Source organism: Moraxella sp. FZFQ2102, assembly GCF_024137865.1.
Lineage (GTDB): Bacteria > Pseudomonadota > Gammaproteobacteria > Pseudomonadales > Moraxellaceae > Moraxella.
The window spans coordinates 481,662-501,700 of sequence record NZ_CP099960.1; the positions used below are offsets into that span (position 1 = coordinate 481,662).

Sequence of the window (20,039 nt, forward strand, 5' to 3'; positions counted from 1 at the left end):
ATCAGTCTTCACCCAATAAAAAATCCCAAGCGCACACTTGGGATTTTTTATCATGAACAAAAAGCTTATTCTTGCACCGTAGTAGCACGCTCAAGCACCGCTGCAGGTAGCTCAATGCCTTGTTCAGCTGCGTGTTTTTTATTCACGACCAAATCCAGCTTTTGTGGGATAAATACAGGAATATCCGCAGGCTTTTCACCTTTAAAGATGCGCGCGATGATTTTGCCTGATTCCTTACCCAAATCGGTATAGTTCACGCCCAATGCCGCAACCGCACCACGCTCGACCGCTTCGGTGTTTGATGCGATCAATGGGATTTTGTTATCTTTGGCGACTTGATAGATGCTTTCATAAGCATTGACCACCAAGTTATCCGTAGAAGTGTAGAAGACATCGACTTTACCGACTAAGCTGTTTGCCGCTTGGGTGATGTCGGTTGATTTTGACGCGGTGGCTTCGACGACATTAATGCCAAGTGGTGCTAATTTTTCTTTTAAGGCTTTTAGCACGACGGTTGAGTTCACTTCACCTGGATTATACACAAAGCCGACATTTTTCACGCTTGGTACAAGCTCGCGAATCAGCTCAATCTGCGGCTCAAATGGCAGCACATCCGACGCGCCTGTGACATTATTGCCTGATTTTTCTAGGCTTGCCACAAGCTTGGCTTCTACAGGATCAGTCACCGCCGAAAAGACGATCGGTAGCTCAGTGGTCGCTGCCGCCAAAGCCTGCGCTGACGGTGTCGCGATCGCCAGTACCGCATCTGGATTATCCGAAACAAACTGCTTAGCAATCTGCCCTGCCGTACCCATATTGCCCTGCGCTGATTGGAAATTCACCGTCAGATTCTCGCCCTCTTTATAGCCTTCTGCTGCCAGTGCTTCGATCACACCTAGGCGCGCCGCGTCCAGTGCTGGATGCTCTACGATGGCGGTGATGGCAAGGGTTTTGGTGTCGGTAGCACCCGATGCAGCGGCTTGCTCCAGGGCTTTTTCACCGCCACACGCACTCAGTGCTAGCGTCGCAACGCTTGCCCATAGGACTTTTTTTAGAAAATTGGTTTTCATAATAAACTCACAAATACAGCTGAAAATTTGCGAAATTTTAGCAAATTTTATAAGTATAGATAAATAGTATTTTAATGCCAAATTAGCCTAAGCCCAAGCTTATTTCTGTGGCTGGCGTGGTGGCGTGGTATCGACATTGATGCTGTCGCCTAAGGTGGTCAAATCCACAGTCACGCCTTGCTCGGCAGCGTGTTTTGGACTGATAAACAGCGTCAAAGTATTCATCACTTCTGGAGTGATTTCGCTTGGTTTTTTACCATCTAAGACCTGTGCGACCAATTTGGCGGTGGTCAAGCCAAAGTCATAATCACTCACGCCCAAAGCAGCGGTCGCACCACGACGCACCGAAAACTCATCCGATGTGATCACAGGCACTTTGATTTCGTTGGCAGCTTGTACCATCGCTTCCATCGCAGATGCGACGCCATTATCCAATGATGTGTATAGCAAATCCACTTTGCCTGCCAATGAACGCGTGGCATCGCCGACATCGCTTGAGCGGTTAGCTGGGACTTCAACCAAGGTCATGCCATAATTTGGCAACAGCTTGGCAAGATTTTCTTTGACCACAACAGAGTTGGCTTCACCTGGGCTATATACAAAGCCGATACGCTTGGCATCTGGTTTGACTTTTTGGAATAATTCAATCTGTGGCTCAAGTGGAAGCTGACTTGATAGACCCGTGATGTTCTCTTGCGTGCCTTTGTTATTTTCATCGATCAATTTGGCAGCGACAGGGTCGGAGACGGCGGTATAAATCAGTGGAATGCTGGTCGTGGCAGCGGCAAGGCTTTGGGCGGTCGGTGTGGTGATGCCAACGATAGCATCAGGATTATCTGCGGCAAATTGTTTGGCGATTTGTCCTGCGGTCGCCATGTTGCCTTGGGCAGATTGGAAATTCACGGTCAAATTTTGACCATCTTTATAGCCCAAGCTTGCCAAGCCATCGATCACGCCTAAGCGGATATCATCCAGTGATGGATGCTCAACGATGGCAGTAATTGCCACAGTTTTAGCGGGTTTGTCAGCGGTTTGTTGGGTGGTTTCTTTGGCGGTAGGTTCGGCAGATTTGTTAGCAGGCTGACCACAAGCAACCAAAACTGCCATGCCAACCATCGCTGGCATCACTTGAGCAAATTTATTACGAGCTAGATTCATGAGTTTCTCCAAATTCTAAAAAAGTTGATTGTATGGATTTTAAAAAGCTGTAAAGCATTCTGATTGTAACATAAATTTTAAAAAAGCAACACAACAGCAACCGATAAAAATCCCCAAAGCTGAATCACTTCGGGGATTGGTTCTATCAATGCAGACTTAAGCAATCATCACGCAATTGCCATCAATAAGCTATATTAATAAGATATATTAATAAGTGTCATTAGTCTCAACGACAGTGATCTCACTGCTTGGCTTAGCGTCCGTCTTTGGCTGTGGTTTTGGTTCAGGCTTCGGATCAGACTTCGGCTCTGCTTTTGGTTGTGGTTTAGGCTCAGCTTTTGGTTCAGCCTTAGTGATGGTACGCGTCACACCATCATCGCTTGGCTTGGTTGCTGCTCTGGTGTCTGTCTTGGCAGGTGCTGGTGCAGGCTTAGCAGCCGGTTTGGCTGTTGATTTGTTTTCAGTTTTTGTCACTGGTTTGGCAGCGGTTTTGTTCTCTGCTTTGGCTTGTGGGCGCGGTGCAGGCTGTGATTTTTTCACTTCGGTGCGCTCTGTTTTTGGTGCGCTTGTGCTTGTCGTCGCACTGGTGCTGCTGCGAACAGGTGCGTTGGCTGTGGTGTCGGTCGTGACAGGGCTTGAAGTTGTACGGTCAATCACTTGTGGGCGCACAGCCACTGTCGGCGCGGTGATGGCAGCGCCTGTGGCAGCAGCGGTCGCTACATCAGCAAGACCGACAGTATTAGCGCTCGAGCCTGCCGCTGTCACCATCAAATCCGCCACCGCAACAAACAGCGGATGCTCTGGATTATCAAGCACCGCTTTATTATCCACGATATTATAAGTCACACCCTTGGCAACGATACGACCTGCGACCAGATCACCGCCTGCTGAGCGCAGTTCATTCACAAGGTCAATGCCAGAATCAGCAAGCAGGTTCTGCGCTGCTGCCAATGACTGCGCTGATGGCGTGATATAGATATCTGCGATACAGCCTGTATCAGTGTTGGCAACGCTTTGAGCATCGAAACTCACCGTCGCAAGCTGATTACGAATCTTAGCTTCCATGTCCTGCATCTGCAGCTCTGATAGACCTGACAAACGAGAAAGCGATGCGTCAAGCAGATTGGCTTGTACCGCATCTGTTAAGCGATTTTTAAGACTGAAATCATCACAAACTGCCGTGATCTGCGTCACCACAGGCTCAGCCACAGGCATCTCAGGCTCAGAGTTTTCCTTACTACATCCTGCCAATGCCAACAGCGCCACCGCAGAAAGGCTCATCAGTTTTAAAGGGGTATGCTTCATAAGTTGCTCTTATCTCTTTGTCAAATCAATCACCACCAAACCATCTATGATAAGCATCAATTCTCAATCGCAATTGTGCTATAATGTCGATATTTGGTGAAAATAAGGCATTATAGCACAGTTATCCGCATTCGCAGTGCCTTGACCACCGTTTGATACACTTATCCGTTTAATTTTTACAAACTTTAACATGACAAACGCCACCACTGCCGCTACCGATCGTAATTTTGACCCCATTGCTGAACATTTTGCCAAAAAAGTCTATGGCGGACTAAAAGGTCGCATTCGCTTAGCGGTGCTTGAAAATGACATCAGCCAAACCATCGCAGACTTACAACAAAAGCACCATCGCCCCCTAAAAATCCTAGATGTCGGTGCAGGACTTGCCCAAATCAGTCTAAGCTTAGCTACCGATCATCATGTCACCATCAATGACATTTCCGCCAATATGCTTGCTATGGCAAAACAGTCTGCCGATGCGCTTGGCGTAGGTGATAAAGTGCGATTGATCACTTGTCCGTATCAGGCACTGCCGCAGTATCTTGGTGATGAGAAATTTGACTTAATCCTTTGCCATGCCTTGCTTGAATGGCTGGGTGAGCCAAGCGAAATTATGGCATTTTTTGATCAATATTTGGCGACCGATGGCGCGCTGTCGCTGTGTTTTTATAACCCTGCAAGCCTTATCTATCGCAATCTTGTGATGGGGAATTTTTATCAGCTTGACACCCCGCGACCTGCCGATGATAAGAGTCTGACACCCAATCACCCTGTTGCGCCTGAGACAGTAGAAACTTGGTTGTCTGAGCATGGTTATACCATCAATATCCGCTCAGGTATTCGCGTATTTTCTGATTATGCACCGCTTAAGCGCGGCGGGCTGAACAATCCTGATGATGTCGTGGCGATGGAACTGCGCTACTCACGGATGATGCCGTTTCGCCTGATGGGTCGTTATCTGCATATGATGGCGGTGAAATGAAGACAGAACAATCCACCCTACTTATCGGCTCACTACAGGTCATCTTAGCAGGCATCTGCTGGGGGACATTGGGTATTTTTTCTACACAATTGGGTGATCTTGGCTTAACAAGCTTTCAGATCACCACCTTAAGAATCGTGACTGCAGGCATGATAGTCTTGGTGCTATTGCCCAAGCTGTTCACCACCTTTGCCGCCATGCCCGCTAAGCAGTGGCTTGGTCTAATTATCCAGTCACTGATCGGTGTGCTTGGCATGACTTTGTGCTATTTTTATGCTGTCGGTCAAGTGGGTGTGAGTATGGCGGTGGCACTACTTTATACCGCACCTGTGTTCAGCCTTGTACTTGCGCGCGTCATTCTCGGTGAGCGCATCACTGCCAAATCCGCCCTGCTTGCCATCATCGCGGTGATCGGCGTCGCATGCCTGATGGCAGGTGATAAATTCACCATCAATGCCGGTGTCGCGGTCGGCTTATTATCAGGCTTGTGCTATTCTTTGTATGGTATCTTGGGCAAAAAAGCGATGGGCTTTAATCACTCAGCACAGATGGTGTTTTTTAGCTCGGTGGCGTTCAGTAGCCTAGCTTTGCTGTTTTTGCCACAGACCTTTACCACTTATCAAACCGTACTGACACTGCCTGTGCAGACATGGGGGCTGGTATTGGGTTTAAGTTTGGTTGGGACGATTGCGCCATTTTTATTATATATGAGTGCACTACAAAAGCTGCCTGCGACCACCGCATCGGTCTTTACCATCGTTGAGCCTTTGACGGCGATTATTTTGGCGGTGTTTTTATTACATCAGCCGCTGTCGATGATGCAGCTGATTGGCGTAGTGCTGATTATTGGCGCGACACTGGCAAATGCACTTGGGCGAAAATAAAACCATCGTCAGACAAAATGGGTTTGGTATCCGATTTTACCAAACCCATTTTTATTCAATCAAGCCACCGCCCAAGCAAGGCATTGACCGCGCTTTCGGTACGCAGGATACGACTGCCGAGACTGGCTGCGCGCACACCAACACTTGCCAAAAGCTCAATCTCATAAGGCACAAATCCCCCTTCAGCACCTACGATCAGCACCTTGGGCAGTCCATCTTGGCACGCCTGCCCAAAGCTGGCATCCGCATACGGATGGGCGACGATGGCGGTATTCTCACCGATGATACTTGGCAGCTCATCCTGCACAAAGGGCTTGAACCGCTTGGCAATCGTCACTTTTGGCAGTACAGTATCCACACCCTGCTGCAAGCCTTCGAGCAAATATTCATCCATGCGTGCAAGCAGTGGCGAACCCCAGTATGATTTATCCGTGCGTACACTGTTTAGCAAAATGATATGATTCACCCCCATTGCTGTCATATCCATCATCAAGCGGCGCAGCACCTTTGGACGCGGTAAAGCCAAAATCAGCGTCAAATCAAGCTTCGGCGGTGGCGGTGTATCTAGGCGCACTTCTGCCAAGACCACCCCATCATCACACATATCTACAATCTTTGCCACACCAAGCTGACCGCCGATTTCACCGACTTTCAGCGTATCACCGACGCCTGCACCCAGCACAATTTGAATATGTCGAATCACCGAAGAATCTGTGATAACTACTTGATTGCCAGATGATTTCTCAGAACTCACCCAAGCAGATGATGGAAATAAAATCACATTCATGCCACACTTTCCTTATCACATTTTCTTGTCATGAGCGCGATCAATCACCGATAAAATCATCTGAAATTGCTCAGTGACGGTTTGCTGCTTTTTTGCGACCAATTTCACCCCTTGCTCGCCCGACCAGTGATAGACATAGGCTTGCGTGATGCCTTCAGAGAGCGCTTCGGCAAGATTATCGCCATCGGCTGAAATCTGTGCCAGTGCGCCGACTTTTTTTAGATCTTTTACCAATTCTTTACAATTATCATCAAAGCTACCCATAATCACAGGCGTGCCAAGGCTGATGGCTTCGATCGGATTGTGCCCACCGACAGGCACAAATGAACCGCCCACCACCGCATAATCGGCTATCTTGTACCACACAAGCAGCTCACCCATGCTGTCTGCCAAATAGACTTGCGTATCTGCGCTAATCGCTTGTTGTGCTGAGCGCCTAGCGGTGATTAGCCCCGATTGCTTGCACAAATCAGCAACCACATCAAATCGTTCAGGATGGCGCGGCACAAGAATTAATAGCGGATTGGCTTTGTCTTTGGATAATTGTTGTAATTTATCAATGACAAGTCGATGTGCATCCAGCGCAAGCGACTCTTCACCATCGTGCGTGCTTGCCATTACCCACACCGCACGCCTGCCTGCGTGATGGATTTGTGCAGTGATGTCAGTGGCAAGCTGTTCTTGGACATCGGTTAATTGTGCTGTACTTGCCCATTTGAGCGATGCCATCACTATAAGCTGATCATCGCTTGCGCCAAGCTCACCAAATCGCTTGGCATATACCACATCTTGGGCGATGATTTTATCCAAATTTGCCATCATACTTTGGCTGACCGCGCGGATTTTGGCATAGCCTTGATAGGATTTATCACTCAGGCGCGCATTGATCATCAGGCTTGGGATGCCACGACTTTTACAAGCATATAAGGTATTCGCCCACAGCTCAGTCTCAATGAACAGCACCGCACACGGACGCACATGATCCAAGAATCTTGTGACCACCGCGGTTGTATCCACTGGCACAAAGCTATGCGCCACTTGCCCTGCCACGATCTGATCAGCGAATAATTTCGCTGCTCGCTCAAAGCCTGTCTGCGTGGTACTGCTAATCCACAGCCCAAAGCCTGCTTCAAGCAGCTTACACAGCAGTGAATACGCCGTGTTCAGCTCACCCAATGACACCGCATGACACCAAATCACGCCGCGATCGCCCGTTGGCACAGCCGAATACTGCTCACCAAATCGTTCGGCAAGTTCACGCTTGAGCGTCGGGCGGTGTTTGGATTTTTTGATCACCAGTTGCCGATAAATCGGTGCAAGCAGGCGCGTGGCAAGGCGGTAATATAAAGGCGGACGAGTGGCTGTCATGGATGATGGATTGTATAAAAATTTGCCCTATTTTACCATTTTTGCCTTTTTATGGCGATAAAAAAGACAGGCGTTAAACCTGTCTTTTTGGCAAAATACTTATCAGCGCTCGGCGGCTTTTGGGTCAGCGCCAAAGCGATTCTCACCGCGCGTGCCTTCGGTGCACAAAAGGATCAGTAGCCAAATCCCGCCAATCAGCGGAATCAGTGACACCAAATAAAACCAGCCCGATTTATCAATATCATGCAAACGACGCACAGTGATTGATAACATAGGAATAATCAGCGCCAAATAAATCAATGACGCCACCACCATCAAAAAATAAGTCAAATATTCTGAGATCAGGAAAGTTAGATTTACCACCATTGAGACAATAATACTTAAGATAAAATACACCAACATCGAACCCCAGTATTCTTTACGGCGAGCACGACCTTCAAAATTGGCATAGTTCTTGGTCACTGCCAAAACCGCAAAATCAATAAATGTCGATGGCGTGTCATTTTGCTTCACTTTCATTAAGCTGTTATTAATATCAGCGGTGAATTTATTGAATGATTGACCGACTTTATTGCCGATATCATCCAAAGTCTGTGCAGTGTTACTGGCTTGCGGTGCGGCAAAAACATCTGGATAAATCTCAATCGCGCGCTGCGCATCATCGACATCAAAGTCCACATCTTGCCCAACTTTTGGCAAGCTTTGACCGCGCCATTGATTAGCAGCAAACATATAACGCACGCCATCTTCGCTCAAGATCAAGCCGCCATCTTGCGCGACCGAAAAATCTAGAATTCTACCTTTCATACACTGCCTCATTACTTAATTAAACCTTAATTTTTATTATAACAGTTACTCTAAATTTTAACAATATCACTTAATAAAAAGTAATAAAAAAGACAGGCATCATACCCATCTTTTTTATTCAAACCGCCTTACACAGTCAGCATATTACCCAAAAACTCAAGCACATTTTTGGACTTAGCCTGAGTTTGTAGTGTGCTAAGTTTGGCTTTTACCATCGCTTTGGCATCATCGCCCAAGGTGTACCAACGCGCAAGCGCCGTCAATAGACGCGCCGCCATCAGTGGGTTTGAGCCATCCAAGCGCAGTACCGCCGACAGATACAGATCCACGCCTGCTTCGCTCCATAGCTGCACCGGCTTGGCTGCTAGAGCACTAAGCACTGCACGCACACGGTTTGGCGTATTCCAATCAAAATCATCACGCGCCATCAATGCCGCGATCGCATCGACACTGGTATGGCTTGACATCGCCTGCGCAGTGAACCAAGTGTCAATCACCAAATCTTCATCGCTAAATCGCGCATAAAAATCTGCCAACAGCTCATCACGGCGCGCCAAGTTATGATTCACCACTGCATTAAGCGCACCCATACGCTCGCTCATGCACGATGCCGACTCATACTGGGCATAAGCTTGGCTCTCAGCAGTTGCCACACCTGCGGTCAGCAATAGATCTAACAAGACATTTTTCAATAGACGGCGGCCGCGCGCATCAGGGCTATCGACATACGGCTCGCTTGGCAGGGCTTGATACCACGCCGCTGCCTTGTCTGCCAAGGCGTTAGCAATCAGGCTTTGCAGTTCATCACGGCGTGTCTTGACTGCGACTGGGTCATAATTAACATCATAAGCCATGGCAAGCTCTTTTTGGCTTGGAATGTCAAACAAGCGCGCCGCCAGCATCGGATCGGTATCATGCAGGCGAGACACCGCACTGTCAAGCGCGTTGATCAGAATGCTTGCGTCAGTACTTTCACCAAACAACCAACGATTGACCAAAGTCTGCACCGCTTGCCATTGGTTAAAGCCTTCGGTCTCAAATGCCACAAGGCGCGCCAAATCTTCATCCGTGTATTCAAAATCCACTTTCACAGGCGCAGAGAAATTACGCAGCACCGACACCACAGGGTGCGAACCTGCCTGCAATCCAATATCATCAAACACAAATTCTGCACTGTCTGTGGTCAATAGCAGCATCTGACTTGCCAGCATCTCACCGGTTTGACTGTCAAAAATCGCGGTATCCACAGGAATCGGCAGTGCGATTGGTGCGTCATAATTTGGCACATGGCGTGTCGCTTGGCTTAAATGCACCACCACTTTATCACCATCAACACGCGCATGACCTGAGACTACAGGCGTACCAGGCTGGCGATACCATGGCAAAAAGTCCGCCACGCGCGCATCTGCCACCGACAGTGCCGATAGAAAATCTTCCACCGTCACCGCCATGCCATCATAACGGCGGAAATATTCATCCGTACCTTGGCGGAATTTTTCTTTACCCATCAAATTGGCAATCATACGGACGATTTCCGCGCCTTTTTCGTAGATGGTCATGGTGTAGAAATTATTAATCTCCACAAAGCTCTCTGGACGCACAGGATGCGCAAGCGTGCCTGCATCTTCGGCAAATTGCGCCGAACGCAGCATCGCCACATCATCGATGCGCTGCACTGCTTTTGAGCGAAAATCACCCGAGAAGCTTTGATCGCGAAACACGGTAAAGCCTTCTTTTAGGCACAGCTGAAACCAGTCGCGGCAAGTGACACGGTTACCCGTCCAGTTGTGGAAGTATTCATGCGCGATCACCGCTTTGACATTGAAGCTTTTTTCATCGGTGGTGGTCTCAGGGCTTGACAATACACAGCTGGTATTAAAAATATTTAAGCCCTTATTCTCCATTGCACCCATGTTAAATTGCCCTGTGGCAACAATCATATAGCGGTCAAGGTCATAAGCGCGTCCGTAATTATCTTCATCCCACTTCATCGAATCTTTCAAGGCTTGCATAGCGACATGGCACTTATCAATGTCATGCGCATCGGCATAAATCTCAAGCAGCACATCGCGCCCTTCGATGGTGGTGTAACGATCGCTTAACACTTCCAAATTAGCAATCACCGCGGCGAACAGATAGCTTGGTTTTTTGGTTGGGTCGTGCCAAATGGTGTAGTGGCGATCATCACCAGCGTCGCCTTGTTCGATCAAGTTGCCATTGGCAAGCAAAGTCTTAAAACGCTTCGGTGCTTCAAGGCGCGTGGTGTATTCGGTCAAGACATCAGGGCGATCTGGAAAAAAGGTAATCTTACGAAAACCTTCAGGCTCACACTGTGTAACAAACATCAGCTCATCACCCTGCCCCGACTGATACAAGCCTTCAAGCGTGGTGTTGGTCTGTGGCACGATATTTACCACCGTCTCGATTTCCACATCATCGGCGGCATGATGAATGGTAAGACTTTCTTCATCTAGTGTGTAGTCATCTTTTGATAACTGTAAGCCATTAACTTGAATGCTTTGCAGCTGCAAACTTCTGCCAAATAGCACAAGCTCCCCTGCATGGCGGCGCGTCATAACAAGCTTTGTTGCAACTTGTGCATGATCATCAAAAAGCTTGATGTCCAAATCCACTTTCGACACTTCATAAGCAGGTGGTGTGTAGTCTTTGAGATAAATTTTGGTTGGTTGGTTGCTCATTGTTTGTTCTCGAATTTGTAAAAATGATTTTGTAAAAATAACGCATCATAGTAACAAACTTTCGCGATGAATAAAAGCACAGCCCACTTTGGCACTCCGTATTTGCAAGTTTGTAACACAAAACGCAACAATCTGTAAAATCAATGCAAAAAGTTCTTGTAAAATTGTTATAAATTTGTCATTATAGTCACATCCATGCAACGATTTTGCATTATTACTATAATTAAAAAAAGGTGGTCTTATGTCACATCTTATCAAATTAACAAGTCTTGCTACCATCATCGCTTTGGCATTCACCACAGGCTGTGCCAGTCGCACCACCCCTGAAGTTGTGGTTGCACCAAATACCGCATCCGTTCCTGCAGGCTATACTGGCGCGATTTATAATCCAAATCAAGCCCTAGTCGCAAACTCTGATGCCATCAGACAAGCCGCAGCAAGCTTGCCAAGCCTTGTGCATTTTGATTTTGACTCTGATGTGATCAAGCCTGAAGCTGCTGCCATCTTAGATCAGCAAGTTGCCTTTTTGAACGCAAATGACACAGCGCGCGTACTGGTCGCAGGTCATACCGATGAGCGCGGTAGCCGTGAATATAATATGTCATTGGGCGAACGCCGTGCCGCTGCTGTGCGTAGCTATCTGCTTGCCAAAGGCGTGAAAGACACCAATGTCGAGATCGTAAGCTTCGGTGAAGAGCGTCCTGTTGCCGTCGGTTCAAATGAAGAAGCATGGTCACAAAACCGCCGCGCCGAGTTGGCTTACTAAGATTTAGTAAATTTACCGGAATAAAAAGCTCAAATCATTTTTGGGCTTTTTTCTTATCCATAACGCGATCGTTTGCGATACGCCGATACAACGCTTGCGCTTGGTTTGCCATCATGTCACTTATCCAATCACCCCATTTTATTCATCTGCCCAACCACATCATCGCTCATGCACTGATGACGACAGCAGATAAATCACAGCAGTCAGCAGCGGTGCGCGCTTTGCTTGTACGCACGATGGATGAATTTGGCATCGATGGCGCGCTTGATGACGCCCAATTTCCTTATCGGATTTTTCATGATAAGCCTACGCAGTTTGTTAGTTTTAGCCATTCAACCGATTGCGTCGCACTGATTATCGGTCAGACACTTTGCGGTATTGATATAGAAAATCGCAGCATTAGCCCAAAAGTTGCCGCGCGTTATTATCATGCTAATGAGCTGACACACTTATCAGCACTTGATGATGACACACAAGCACGCGCGCGTAATCTGTTGTGGTCATTAAAAGAAGCGATGATCAAATATCATCAAGGCACGCTCACGCAGGGCATGGGTGCGGATTTTAGCTTATATATCATGCCCTTATTAGCCACTCAAGATGGCGTATTTTCCCTTGCCAATCATCTAACCGCTTATGTCAATCATCGGTTGAATCTTGTGGCAGTGATGGATGATGATTGACAATCTGCCAACTTTAAAATAATACAGCCGTAGGGTGCGTTATACGCACCAATCCACTATAAATAATTGATTTAAAATAAATTATTTATAAAAAATCTTGAGAGATTGGAATTTTGGCTCTCTTACTGGTGCATACAATGCACCCTACACGCCCAACTCCATTATTTTATACACAACAAAAAAACAGCACCCAATTGGATGCTGTTTTTGCTTGTCAAGACAAGGCTTAGAAGCGGTAAGTTACACCAACTTTAGCGATTGGCGCCCAACGACCCCAGTTTTTGTCTTCGATGTCAGCAGATGCTTGGTTGGCTAGCTGAGACATAGTTTTGGTTGTACCATTGTCGCTGGTTACAACGCTGTCTGGGTTGGTTGCAGTGATGTCTGCACGAGTGTCACCCATGTATGCTGCACCAACTTCACCGAATACGCCCCAGTTGTTGTTGATGGTTGGACGGAAGCCAACAGTCAAGTAAGGCGCGATTTGGTTGCGATGCTCAAGTTTACCTTTTAGCTCACCGTTCTCTGCTGAGTTATAGTTATAAACTTCGCCACCAACTTTGAACGAACCTTTACCAGATGCTTTTACATCGATGTCGTTGTCAGGGATGATGATACCACCGTTTACAGTTAGCCAGTTTGACATTGGGCGAACTTGTACACCTACATATGGGTTGCTCATGTCGGTATCAACTGTGTAATCAACACCGCGTGCAGTGAAGTCATCGCCAACTAGGTCAGTAATGTCGCCGCCAGTCCAACCAGCAACGATAGAAGTGTTTTCGTTCGCTGCCCATGCGATGTTCGCGCCATAACCCAAAGTACCTGCTTCAACACTCACTGCAGCTGGTTTTACCGCAGTTTTTACTAGAGTGCGGCCACCGTCAAAGATTGCTGCGCCAGTATTTTTTACTGCATTTACAGTACCAGTTGCTACATTGCTTGCAGTGTCAGTAACGACATTTGCCATGGCTGAAGTTGATAGTACAGCAGCAGCTGCGATGGCAGTTAGTTTGATAGCTTTCATAATTTTTCTCCAAAAATGTGAAGTAGTCTTGTCTTGAAATGATGATCTATTTGCTTGTTTGTCATCATTGGTTACATTCTAGTTGATACCGATGGCGCTTGTCACCCCAAAAAATGCACTTTTTATATGTTGCTCTGTAAGTTATGACCGTGTTTTGTAGTATTTGTTGCCCAAATCTTAGCATGCAGAAAGGTAATTACATAAGTTTACACGCTGCAATTTATCATTTTTAATATCCAAGTATTATATCACTGATTTTCTTTGATAACTTTTGTTTATAATATTACAAAAATTCTTGAGAAATTTTGCTATTCTCGTGGCAGATTCACTTGATAAAAACGCAATTTTTTAATCGTAACAGTGGGTGCATTATCGTCTGCTTGGTTGTTAGGCGCGGCATTTTGATGATTGAGATCTGAAGCAGGATAATTTAACTCTTTGATTGTCATCAGCCATTCGGCAGCGGCAGCGCGCACCAAGATCCCTGCCTGCTGATAACAGCGCATGGCTTGCTGTTGATGCATCGATGCTGTATTGCAAGTGCGCGCAGCGACATCAGCACGGTGCGCCACGGCAAAGGCAGTGATTAAGAAATATCGCGTGGTCTCTGCAGGTTCTACCGCTTCATCTGGCACTGATGACTCATTGGCGATGGCATAATGCGGCGCAGCGATGGGTCTAGCATAGGCGTACAGCTCGCGCACCGATGGCGACAGATCGCGCGACGCCCTGCAAGTCGGTGCAGCGATCATATCCTGCACGCCTGTGGACTGACCATAGCTCGGAGTGCCGATGGGTGTACATCGCCTTGTGACATGAATCACATCAGGCTGTGCGATGATCTGAGCCGCCCAAGTATGCAGCCATCCATCGTCGCTCGCCTGCCAAAGCGGGGTGAGCAAGGTGTCGGCTTGGGCGGATAATTGCTGATCATAAAATGCTGCGCCACTTGCCTGTGTATCACTGGCAGCTTGATTGAGCAGTAGCGCCGTCATCATACTGATGAATAACAACGCAACCAGTACGACAAGCAGCACAAAGCCCTGCTGTGATTGAGCCTTTATCATGGCGCGCCTACCTGCCTTATGCTTAGATCTGCAACATTGTCAAATCGCACATCACTGATAAATACCCTGCGCATCACGCCATCATCGAAGGTCAGCTCTTGCCCCATGATATTGATGGTATCACTTGCTGGCTGTTCATCAGCAAAAGGTGCGCGCACCAATACCGCAAGCTTAGCACCGATGATCGGCAGCGGCTGTGTTAAGGCTTGATAAGCATCGATCGGCATCAGCCGAAGCATGTCGCGATCTTGCACCAAAAGCCGCACCCACAAGCCTTCGACATCGCTTAATAACACCGCGCCATTTTCATGAAAGCCCTTGATCTGATAAGGTTTGGATGCGCCATCGCGTGATGATACTTCGCGATCGATGATGGCATTGGTAAACGCAGCACCAAGCCCGCGGCGATCCCGTGTGCCATCGCGCGCGATCTCATCGGTGATATAATGTGTGGCATCACAGCGCAGCGCCATCTTGCCATCACCATCTGAGCCGATAAAATATCGCTCAATCACCACTTGCCCATCGACATCCGCCATCTTGCCATCGCTTAGGCGCACGCGTCTTGGCCCAAGTGCCATCTCCCCTTCACAATCCCATAGATCCATCGGCGCGATATAACGAATTGTCAGCTGATCAGCTTGATGTACCGCTTGAGTGGGTACTGGCATCGTACGCGTCACCATGTCATCAGCGATGGATGCAGGCAAAACCTGCGCAGGAGATAAGATCAGTGCCTGAGTGCCAGATAAATCATTCAGTCCCAATCCTGCACGCTGCATAGACACTGCAATATCATTCACCACCGCACTTTGGGTATCGATCATCACTGCGGTGTTTTCGGCGGCGTTCATCGCCTTGATGCCACTGCCATACAGCATGACTGTCATCAGCACCACCATCGCTCCGATGGCCAAAGCGATACTCAGCTCAATCAGACTAAATCCGCCCTGCGCACGCATCTGACTACTCATCCCAACCCCGCACCAGTACACAACCGCTCGACTGATATCGGCTCACGCTTTGTAACATGGTGCATTGATCAATCGGCACAACGCCTGATGCACCCCAGTACACCACCCAGCACTCTGCCGACTGACACGCTGCACTACTGATGATGATCCCTTGTGCGCTTGCAAGCTGCGCTGTCTGGATTGCTTGTGCTTCACCATAGCGTGATGGACTGCAACCTGATCGGCAATCGATGTGGATCGCATGACTGACTTTATAATAGCTGTCTATCGCCTGATCACCTTGGGCGCGCGCTGCCAACTGCGCAAGTGTACGCCGATAGCTTGTGCGCATTTGCCGATCAAATCCACGCAGCAGCCTGTGATCATTATGGATCAGCTGTAGTGCATAGCCAAGCTTATCAGCACTGACCGTGTTTACACTACTACGCGCAAGCATGCCCAAAAATCCCATCATCACCACCGCCAAAATCACGAGTGCGACCAGTACTTCTAATAGCCCAAAGCCTTGCTCTTCTTGTCCACCCAAATACTTCATCGTGTATGCAACCCAAACTCTGCCGTGCCATGCGCAAGGCAAATGCCAAGTAGTCGCACTTGTGGCTGTACGCCTTTGATCAGTTCTGCCATCGCTGCAAGCGTTGCGCCGGTCGTCACCACATCATCAAAGATAATCACCTGCCGCGTCGGTACAGGTGCAGCCAAATAAAAATCCGCGCTCGGGTTCTGCAAGCGCGCTTGCCGATCCAGTCCGCGCTGATGCCGCTCGCCATCTTGTCTAAGCACTCCTTGCCACAGCGGAATACCCCAATGCACCGCCAGATACTTTGCCAAAATCAGCACAGGGTTAAAGCCGCGTTCGCGCATTCGGCTCATCGTCGTCGGTACAGGCACGATCACGGTATTATCCGCTGTGCAGTGCAGCGGCTTGGGCAAAGTGCGTATCAAAGCAACCAATGCCACCAGTGCATCAATTCTCTCATGGTCTTTAAACTGAGTAATCAGTGCATTCATCGGATGTTGATAATAACTGAGTGCAAAGATGCGCAATGCGCCGCCCGCTTCATTCAAAGCCACACTCACAGGCGGCAGCTGTGTCGGTATGGATGCTTGACACGCTTGGCAAATTAGCCCACGCACACTCAGCGACTGATGACACAATACACATGCACGCCGCCAAGCCGCCATCATCACCGCCAGCTGATACGGCGCAAAATAAATCCGCTTGGGCAAAATCGCCCCAGCGGATTGATGCGGATGAGCCGTGCGAGCGGATGGATGCGTCTTTTTGACAAAATATGGCATCATCGCCCCTGATGGCTTATTGTAAGCTGGTCCAGTTATTCAGCATCACACCGACACCGATGCCTGATGTCGATTCATTATAATCAATGATCGACTGACCATAGCCGTGGAATAGCTGCACATAACCACTGATGCCGCGACCGATCGGATGAATATAGTCTAGCTGAAGCGCGCCTTTGTTGGTCGATGGATTATAACGACCTGTGCCTGACAAGTTACCGCCATTTTCTAGCTGATATAAGAACTTGATATCGCCATAGCCATAATAATCGGTGATATCTGGGTTATCATCATCGGCGGCTTTTTCGTTATTGATACGCGACCATAGACGCGGAATGACGGTCAATTTGCCCCACTCTGCCCCTGCCATCATATAAGCACGGTTCCATGAGCGCGACATATCACCTTCTTCACCATTAGAATGATGCACAAGACCTGCACCAAGCATACGCAAGCGACCACCAAATGGCAAATCCGCTGTCACAGGCTGAGTGACGAAAACCTCTGGCTGATAGTCATGCGCGCGAAATGGGCGTGAATAATCCGAATTATACACCTGCCAATGCGACTGCTGCGTATAACCAAACCACAAATCCGCATCCGTGCCCAAAAGATTCTCAGCAGCTTTGGTTTTCACCGACAGCTGGAATTTCATCTCAGGGATCTGCATTTCATTTTGGCTAAAGTCCACACGAGCGCGGCTTGGCGTCTCTGGATGGCGGTTCGGACTTGCATTAAAATACAGTGGCAGCACATACATCGCGTTGTGTGGACGCGCTGTCCATAGACCTGTGTTATTCTTATCAAGGTCATAAGCAACACTAAGTGGCGTGTAGCGTTCTGCTTGCGCGCGCAGCATATCGATGTCCACAGGCTGACCGCTTGGTGGCATGTCGGCAAGCTCTTCTTCGGTAGCATAGACCAGTTTCAGATCGCCTTTAAGCGCGCTTTTGACGGTGTCTGCCAGTTTTACTTGGCGTTTTTGACCGACCAAGCTTGGGACATTGCCCTGCGCCAAAGAATCAAAACACGCCAATCGACTGGCATCGCTGATGATCGCTGCACATTCCAAGAACAAATCTGCGCCCAGTGAGTCCGCTGTCGTTACCGAATCGACCACCACGCCATCACCAACATTCGGAATAGTTTGAGCGATCGGCGTGACTGTTTGACTGACTTGTAGTGTAGGCTCAGCATTGTCTTGTGCCGCCTGCGCAGGGCTTAGCAGTGATAAGCTTGCCAATGTACCAAGCCCAAAAATCACAGGAGTTTTGAAGTTTGTTTGCATGGGTTATCCTTGGAATGACTGTGGTCATCACCAGTGTTTATTGATAGATATTTGAGTTATGCTTAATATAACCGTGCTGATGGCGACTGGCAGGATCGTGATGTGTCCAGTGCACCACACCGCCTTGTTCGGTGTATTCATATTCGCCAAAAAATGCCACTTCATCGCCTTTTTTAATCCCAGCAACGCGCGGCGCAAGATCAATATTATGCGCGATCAGTACTGTGTGGCGACTGCCGTCTAAAGTTACGATGAATTTTTGGTGGCGGCTGCCTTTATTATCATCGGCAAGCACTGCCTTGACTTTACCACAGCCAAGCACTTGCACATCTGAGCGCATCTGGTCATAGCTTTGTAAGATCAGCTGATTGTTGCAGCGCGTCGGTTGTGATTGGGCAGATTTTGATGTTTTATCCTGCTTGCCAGCATCTTTAGATTTGGCGGTTTGCACTTGCTGAGCATCTGCCTGCGCAGCGACTTGGGGCTGATTGGGCTGACAAGCGCTCAGCATCGCCATCGATGACAGCAACAAGCCTGTGATCAGTTGTTTCATTGTTTTCACCACCACAACCACATGGAAAAATTGACAAAGTGATCAATTATAGCAAATTTTTGTAAAATTCAAAGGCAAATTGTAGCAAATTTACGATGAATAGCAAGAATGTTTTGTGATTTTTACAGTTTTGTTACACGATGGCACAAACTTCGGCTTTTTATGCCGCTCATGCTAATCAAGCACCCCATCATGCAGCACCTTATCTGAGATGATACGCCCCCTGATCGTGCGCTGAATATAGCCTTGTTGTAATAAGTATGGCTCAATTACATCTTCAAGCGTGCCTTTATCTTCTGCCATCGCCGCTGCCAAGGCTTCCACGCCTGCAGGCCCGCCGTGGAATCGCTCTTGTAATGCGGACAAATAGCGACGATCCAACTGATCAAGCCCTTGCTTGTCCACTGCAAGCATATCCAGTGCTGATGCTGCTAGGCTTTGGGTAACGATGCCATCACCTTTGACTTCGGCATAATCACGCACACGACGAAGCAGACGATTGGCGATACGCGGCGTACCACGACTGCGACGCGCCACTTCTACCGCGCCATCATGCTCCATCGCCACGCCCATCAGCCGCGCCGAACGCTTGACGATGGTGGTCAGATCATTGACATGATAAAACTCAAGCCGCTGCACAATGCCAAAGCGATCCCGCAGCGGTGAAGTCAAAAGCCCTGCACGCGTCGTCGCTGCCACTAGGGTAAATGGTGGTAGATCAAGCTTGATCGAGCGCGCTGCCGGCCCTTCACCGATCATAATATCAAGCTGAAAATCTTCCATCGCAGGGTAAAGAATCTCTTCGATCGCAGGGCTAAGTCTGTGAATCTCATCAATAAATAGCACATCACCTGCTTCAAGATTGGTCAGCATCGCCGCCAAATCGCCCGCCCGCTCAAGCACAGGCCCTGAAGTGGAGCGCAGATTGCCACCCATCTCGCGCGCGATGATGTTAGCAAGTGTCGTCTTACCAAGCCCTGGTGGCCCAAAAATCAAGGTGTGATCCAGCGCTTCACCGCGCGCCTTTGCTGCAGGAATGAACACTTCCATCTGCTCGCGCACCTTAGGCTGACCGATATAATCCGCCAAAGACACAGGGCGAATGGCGCGATCAGTGGCGTCTTCTTTTTTGGGAATGGGATCTATCAGGCGATTATCAGACATAGGCTCATCATGAAAATTACGACAAAATTGCTTGGTATTTTAGCATATTCTTGGTGTGCCTGCCGATTTGTTTGCACAAGATTTGCCTAAGATTGACAAATTTTGCCCAAGATTTGCTAAGCGGACGATATGTTTACAAAAGTAGTTAGTTTTTC

At 48.3% G+C, this 20,039-nt stretch carries 19 protein-coding genes; 4 read left to right on the forward strand and 15 right to left on the reverse strand.

The genetic code is table 11. From position 1 onward, the window contains the following. Window positions 1-65 precede the first annotated feature (65 nt). The 3 genes from NGM44_RS02235 to NGM44_RS02245 all read right to left on the reverse strand — a co-directional run bounded on the left by NGM44_RS02235 (window position 66) and on the right by NGM44_RS02245 (window position 3,533). Window positions 66-1,070 (reverse strand): ABC transporter substrate-binding protein, encoded by a 1,005-nt coding sequence (locus NGM44_RS02235; RefSeq protein ID WP_253224052.1) that lies wholly within the window; start codon window positions 1,068-1,070, stop codon window positions 66-68. Between the two features lie 99 nt (window positions 1,071-1,169). Then, window positions 1,170-2,228 carry an ABC transporter substrate-binding protein gene (locus NGM44_RS02240; protein WP_253224053.1) on the reverse strand — a complete coding sequence of 353 codons (1,059 nt, stop codon included), beginning with the start codon at window positions 2,226-2,228 and terminating at the stop codon, window positions 1,170-1,172. Between the two features lie 207 nt (window positions 2,229-2,435). Further along, entirely contained in the window at window positions 2,436-3,533 is a 1,098-nt protein-coding gene (locus tag NGM44_RS02245) for a hypothetical protein (protein WP_253224054.1), read from the reverse strand. 190 nt (window positions 3,534-3,723) lie between these two features. On the opposite strand from NGM44_RS02245, the gene NGM44_RS02250 reads away from it, so the two are divergent. Together NGM44_RS02250 and NGM44_RS02255 are read left to right on the forward strand one after the other, a co-directional pair. Then, window positions 3,724-4,515, forward strand: coding sequence for a methyltransferase domain-containing protein (locus NGM44_RS02250; protein WP_253224055.1), 792 nt, complete (start codon window positions 3,724-3,726; stop codon window positions 4,513-4,515). Continuing rightward, window positions 4,512-5,399, forward strand: coding sequence for a DMT family transporter (locus NGM44_RS02255; protein ID WP_253224056.1), 888 nt, complete (start codon window positions 4,512-4,514; stop codon window positions 5,397-5,399). The genes NGM44_RS02250 and NGM44_RS02255 overlap by 4 nt, the downstream gene beginning before the upstream one ends. Window positions 5,400-5,454: 55 nt before the next feature. Here NGM44_RS02255 and NGM44_RS02260 read toward each other — a convergent pair whose 3' ends face one another. From NGM44_RS02260 to pepN, 4 genes are all read right to left on the reverse strand, one after another. Then, window positions 5,455-6,186, reverse strand: coding sequence for a 16S rRNA (uracil(1498)-N(3))-methyltransferase (locus NGM44_RS02260; protein WP_253224057.1), 732 nt, complete (start codon window positions 6,184-6,186; stop codon window positions 5,455-5,457). Window positions 6,187-6,201: 15 nt separating this feature from the next. After that, window positions 6,202-7,554, reverse strand: coding sequence for a 3-deoxy-D-manno-octulosonic acid transferase (locus NGM44_RS02265; protein ID WP_253224058.1), 1,353 nt, complete (start codon window positions 7,552-7,554; stop codon window positions 6,202-6,204). Between the two features lie 102 nt (window positions 7,555-7,656). Further along, window positions 7,657-8,361, reverse strand: a complete 705-nt coding sequence (locus NGM44_RS02270) for a DUF805 domain-containing protein (RefSeq protein WP_253224059.1) — start codon at window positions 8,359-8,361, stop codon at window positions 7,657-7,659. A gap of 128 nt (window positions 8,362-8,489) precedes the next feature. Continuing rightward, window positions 8,490-11,060 (reverse strand): aminopeptidase N, encoded by a 2,571-nt coding sequence (gene pepN, locus NGM44_RS02275; protein WP_253224060.1) that lies wholly within the window; start codon window positions 11,058-11,060, stop codon window positions 8,490-8,492. Between the two features lie 241 nt (window positions 11,061-11,301). On the opposite strand from pepN, the gene pal reads away from it, so the two are divergent. Both pal and NGM44_RS02285 read left to right on the forward strand, forming a co-directional pair. Further along, entirely contained in the window at window positions 11,302-11,826 is a 525-nt protein-coding gene (gene pal, locus NGM44_RS02280) for a peptidoglycan-associated lipoprotein Pal (protein ID WP_253224061.1), read from the forward strand. A gap of 113 nt (window positions 11,827-11,939) precedes the next feature. Further along, window positions 11,940-12,509: a 4'-phosphopantetheinyl transferase superfamily protein gene (locus NGM44_RS02285; RefSeq protein WP_253224062.1), complete on the forward strand. Its 570-nt coding sequence runs from the start codon at window positions 11,940-11,942 to the stop codon at window positions 12,507-12,509. 226 nt (window positions 12,510-12,735) lie between these two features. On the opposite strand, the gene NGM44_RS02290 is transcribed toward NGM44_RS02285, so the two are convergent. From NGM44_RS02290 to ruvB, 8 genes are all read right to left on the reverse strand, one after another. Next, window positions 12,736-13,536, reverse strand: coding sequence for a hypothetical protein (locus NGM44_RS02290; RefSeq protein ID WP_253224063.1), 801 nt, complete (start codon window positions 13,534-13,536; stop codon window positions 12,736-12,738). Window positions 13,537-13,844: 308 nt separating this feature from the next. Further along, entirely contained in the window at window positions 13,845-14,603 is a 759-nt protein-coding gene (locus tag NGM44_RS02295) for a hypothetical protein (protein WP_253224064.1), read from the reverse strand. Further along, window positions 14,600-15,577: a type II secretion system protein J gene (locus NGM44_RS02300; RefSeq protein WP_253224065.1), complete on the reverse strand. Its 978-nt coding sequence runs from the start codon at window positions 15,575-15,577 to the stop codon at window positions 14,600-14,602. Before NGM44_RS02300 ends, NGM44_RS02295 begins: the two co-directional genes overlap by 4 nt. Then, window positions 15,570-16,112, reverse strand: coding sequence for a prepilin-type N-terminal cleavage/methylation domain-containing protein (locus tag NGM44_RS02305; RefSeq protein WP_253224066.1), 543 nt, complete (start codon window positions 16,110-16,112; stop codon window positions 15,570-15,572). The genes NGM44_RS02300 and NGM44_RS02305 overlap by 8 nt, the downstream gene beginning before the upstream one ends. Next, window positions 16,109-16,882, reverse strand: a complete 774-nt coding sequence (locus NGM44_RS02310) for a ComF family protein (RefSeq protein WP_253224067.1) — start codon at window positions 16,880-16,882, stop codon at window positions 16,109-16,111. Before NGM44_RS02310 ends, NGM44_RS02305 begins: the two co-directional genes overlap by 4 nt. A 13-nt stretch (window positions 16,883-16,895) precedes the next feature. Then, window positions 16,896-18,167 (reverse strand): phospholipase A, encoded by a 1,272-nt coding sequence (locus tag NGM44_RS02315; RefSeq protein WP_253224068.1) that lies wholly within the window; start codon window positions 18,165-18,167, stop codon window positions 16,896-16,898. A 37-nt stretch (window positions 18,168-18,204) separates the two neighbouring features. Then, window positions 18,205-18,720, reverse strand: coding sequence for a DUF3465 domain-containing protein (locus NGM44_RS02320; RefSeq protein WP_253224069.1), 516 nt, complete (start codon window positions 18,718-18,720; stop codon window positions 18,205-18,207). A 174-nt stretch (window positions 18,721-18,894) separates the two neighbouring features. Further along, window positions 18,895-19,884 carry a Holliday junction branch migration DNA helicase RuvB gene (gene ruvB / locus NGM44_RS02325; protein ID WP_253224070.1) on the reverse strand — a complete coding sequence of 330 codons (990 nt, stop codon included), beginning with the start codon at window positions 19,882-19,884 and terminating at the stop codon, window positions 18,895-18,897. Window positions 19,885-20,039: the final 155 nt, after the last annotated feature.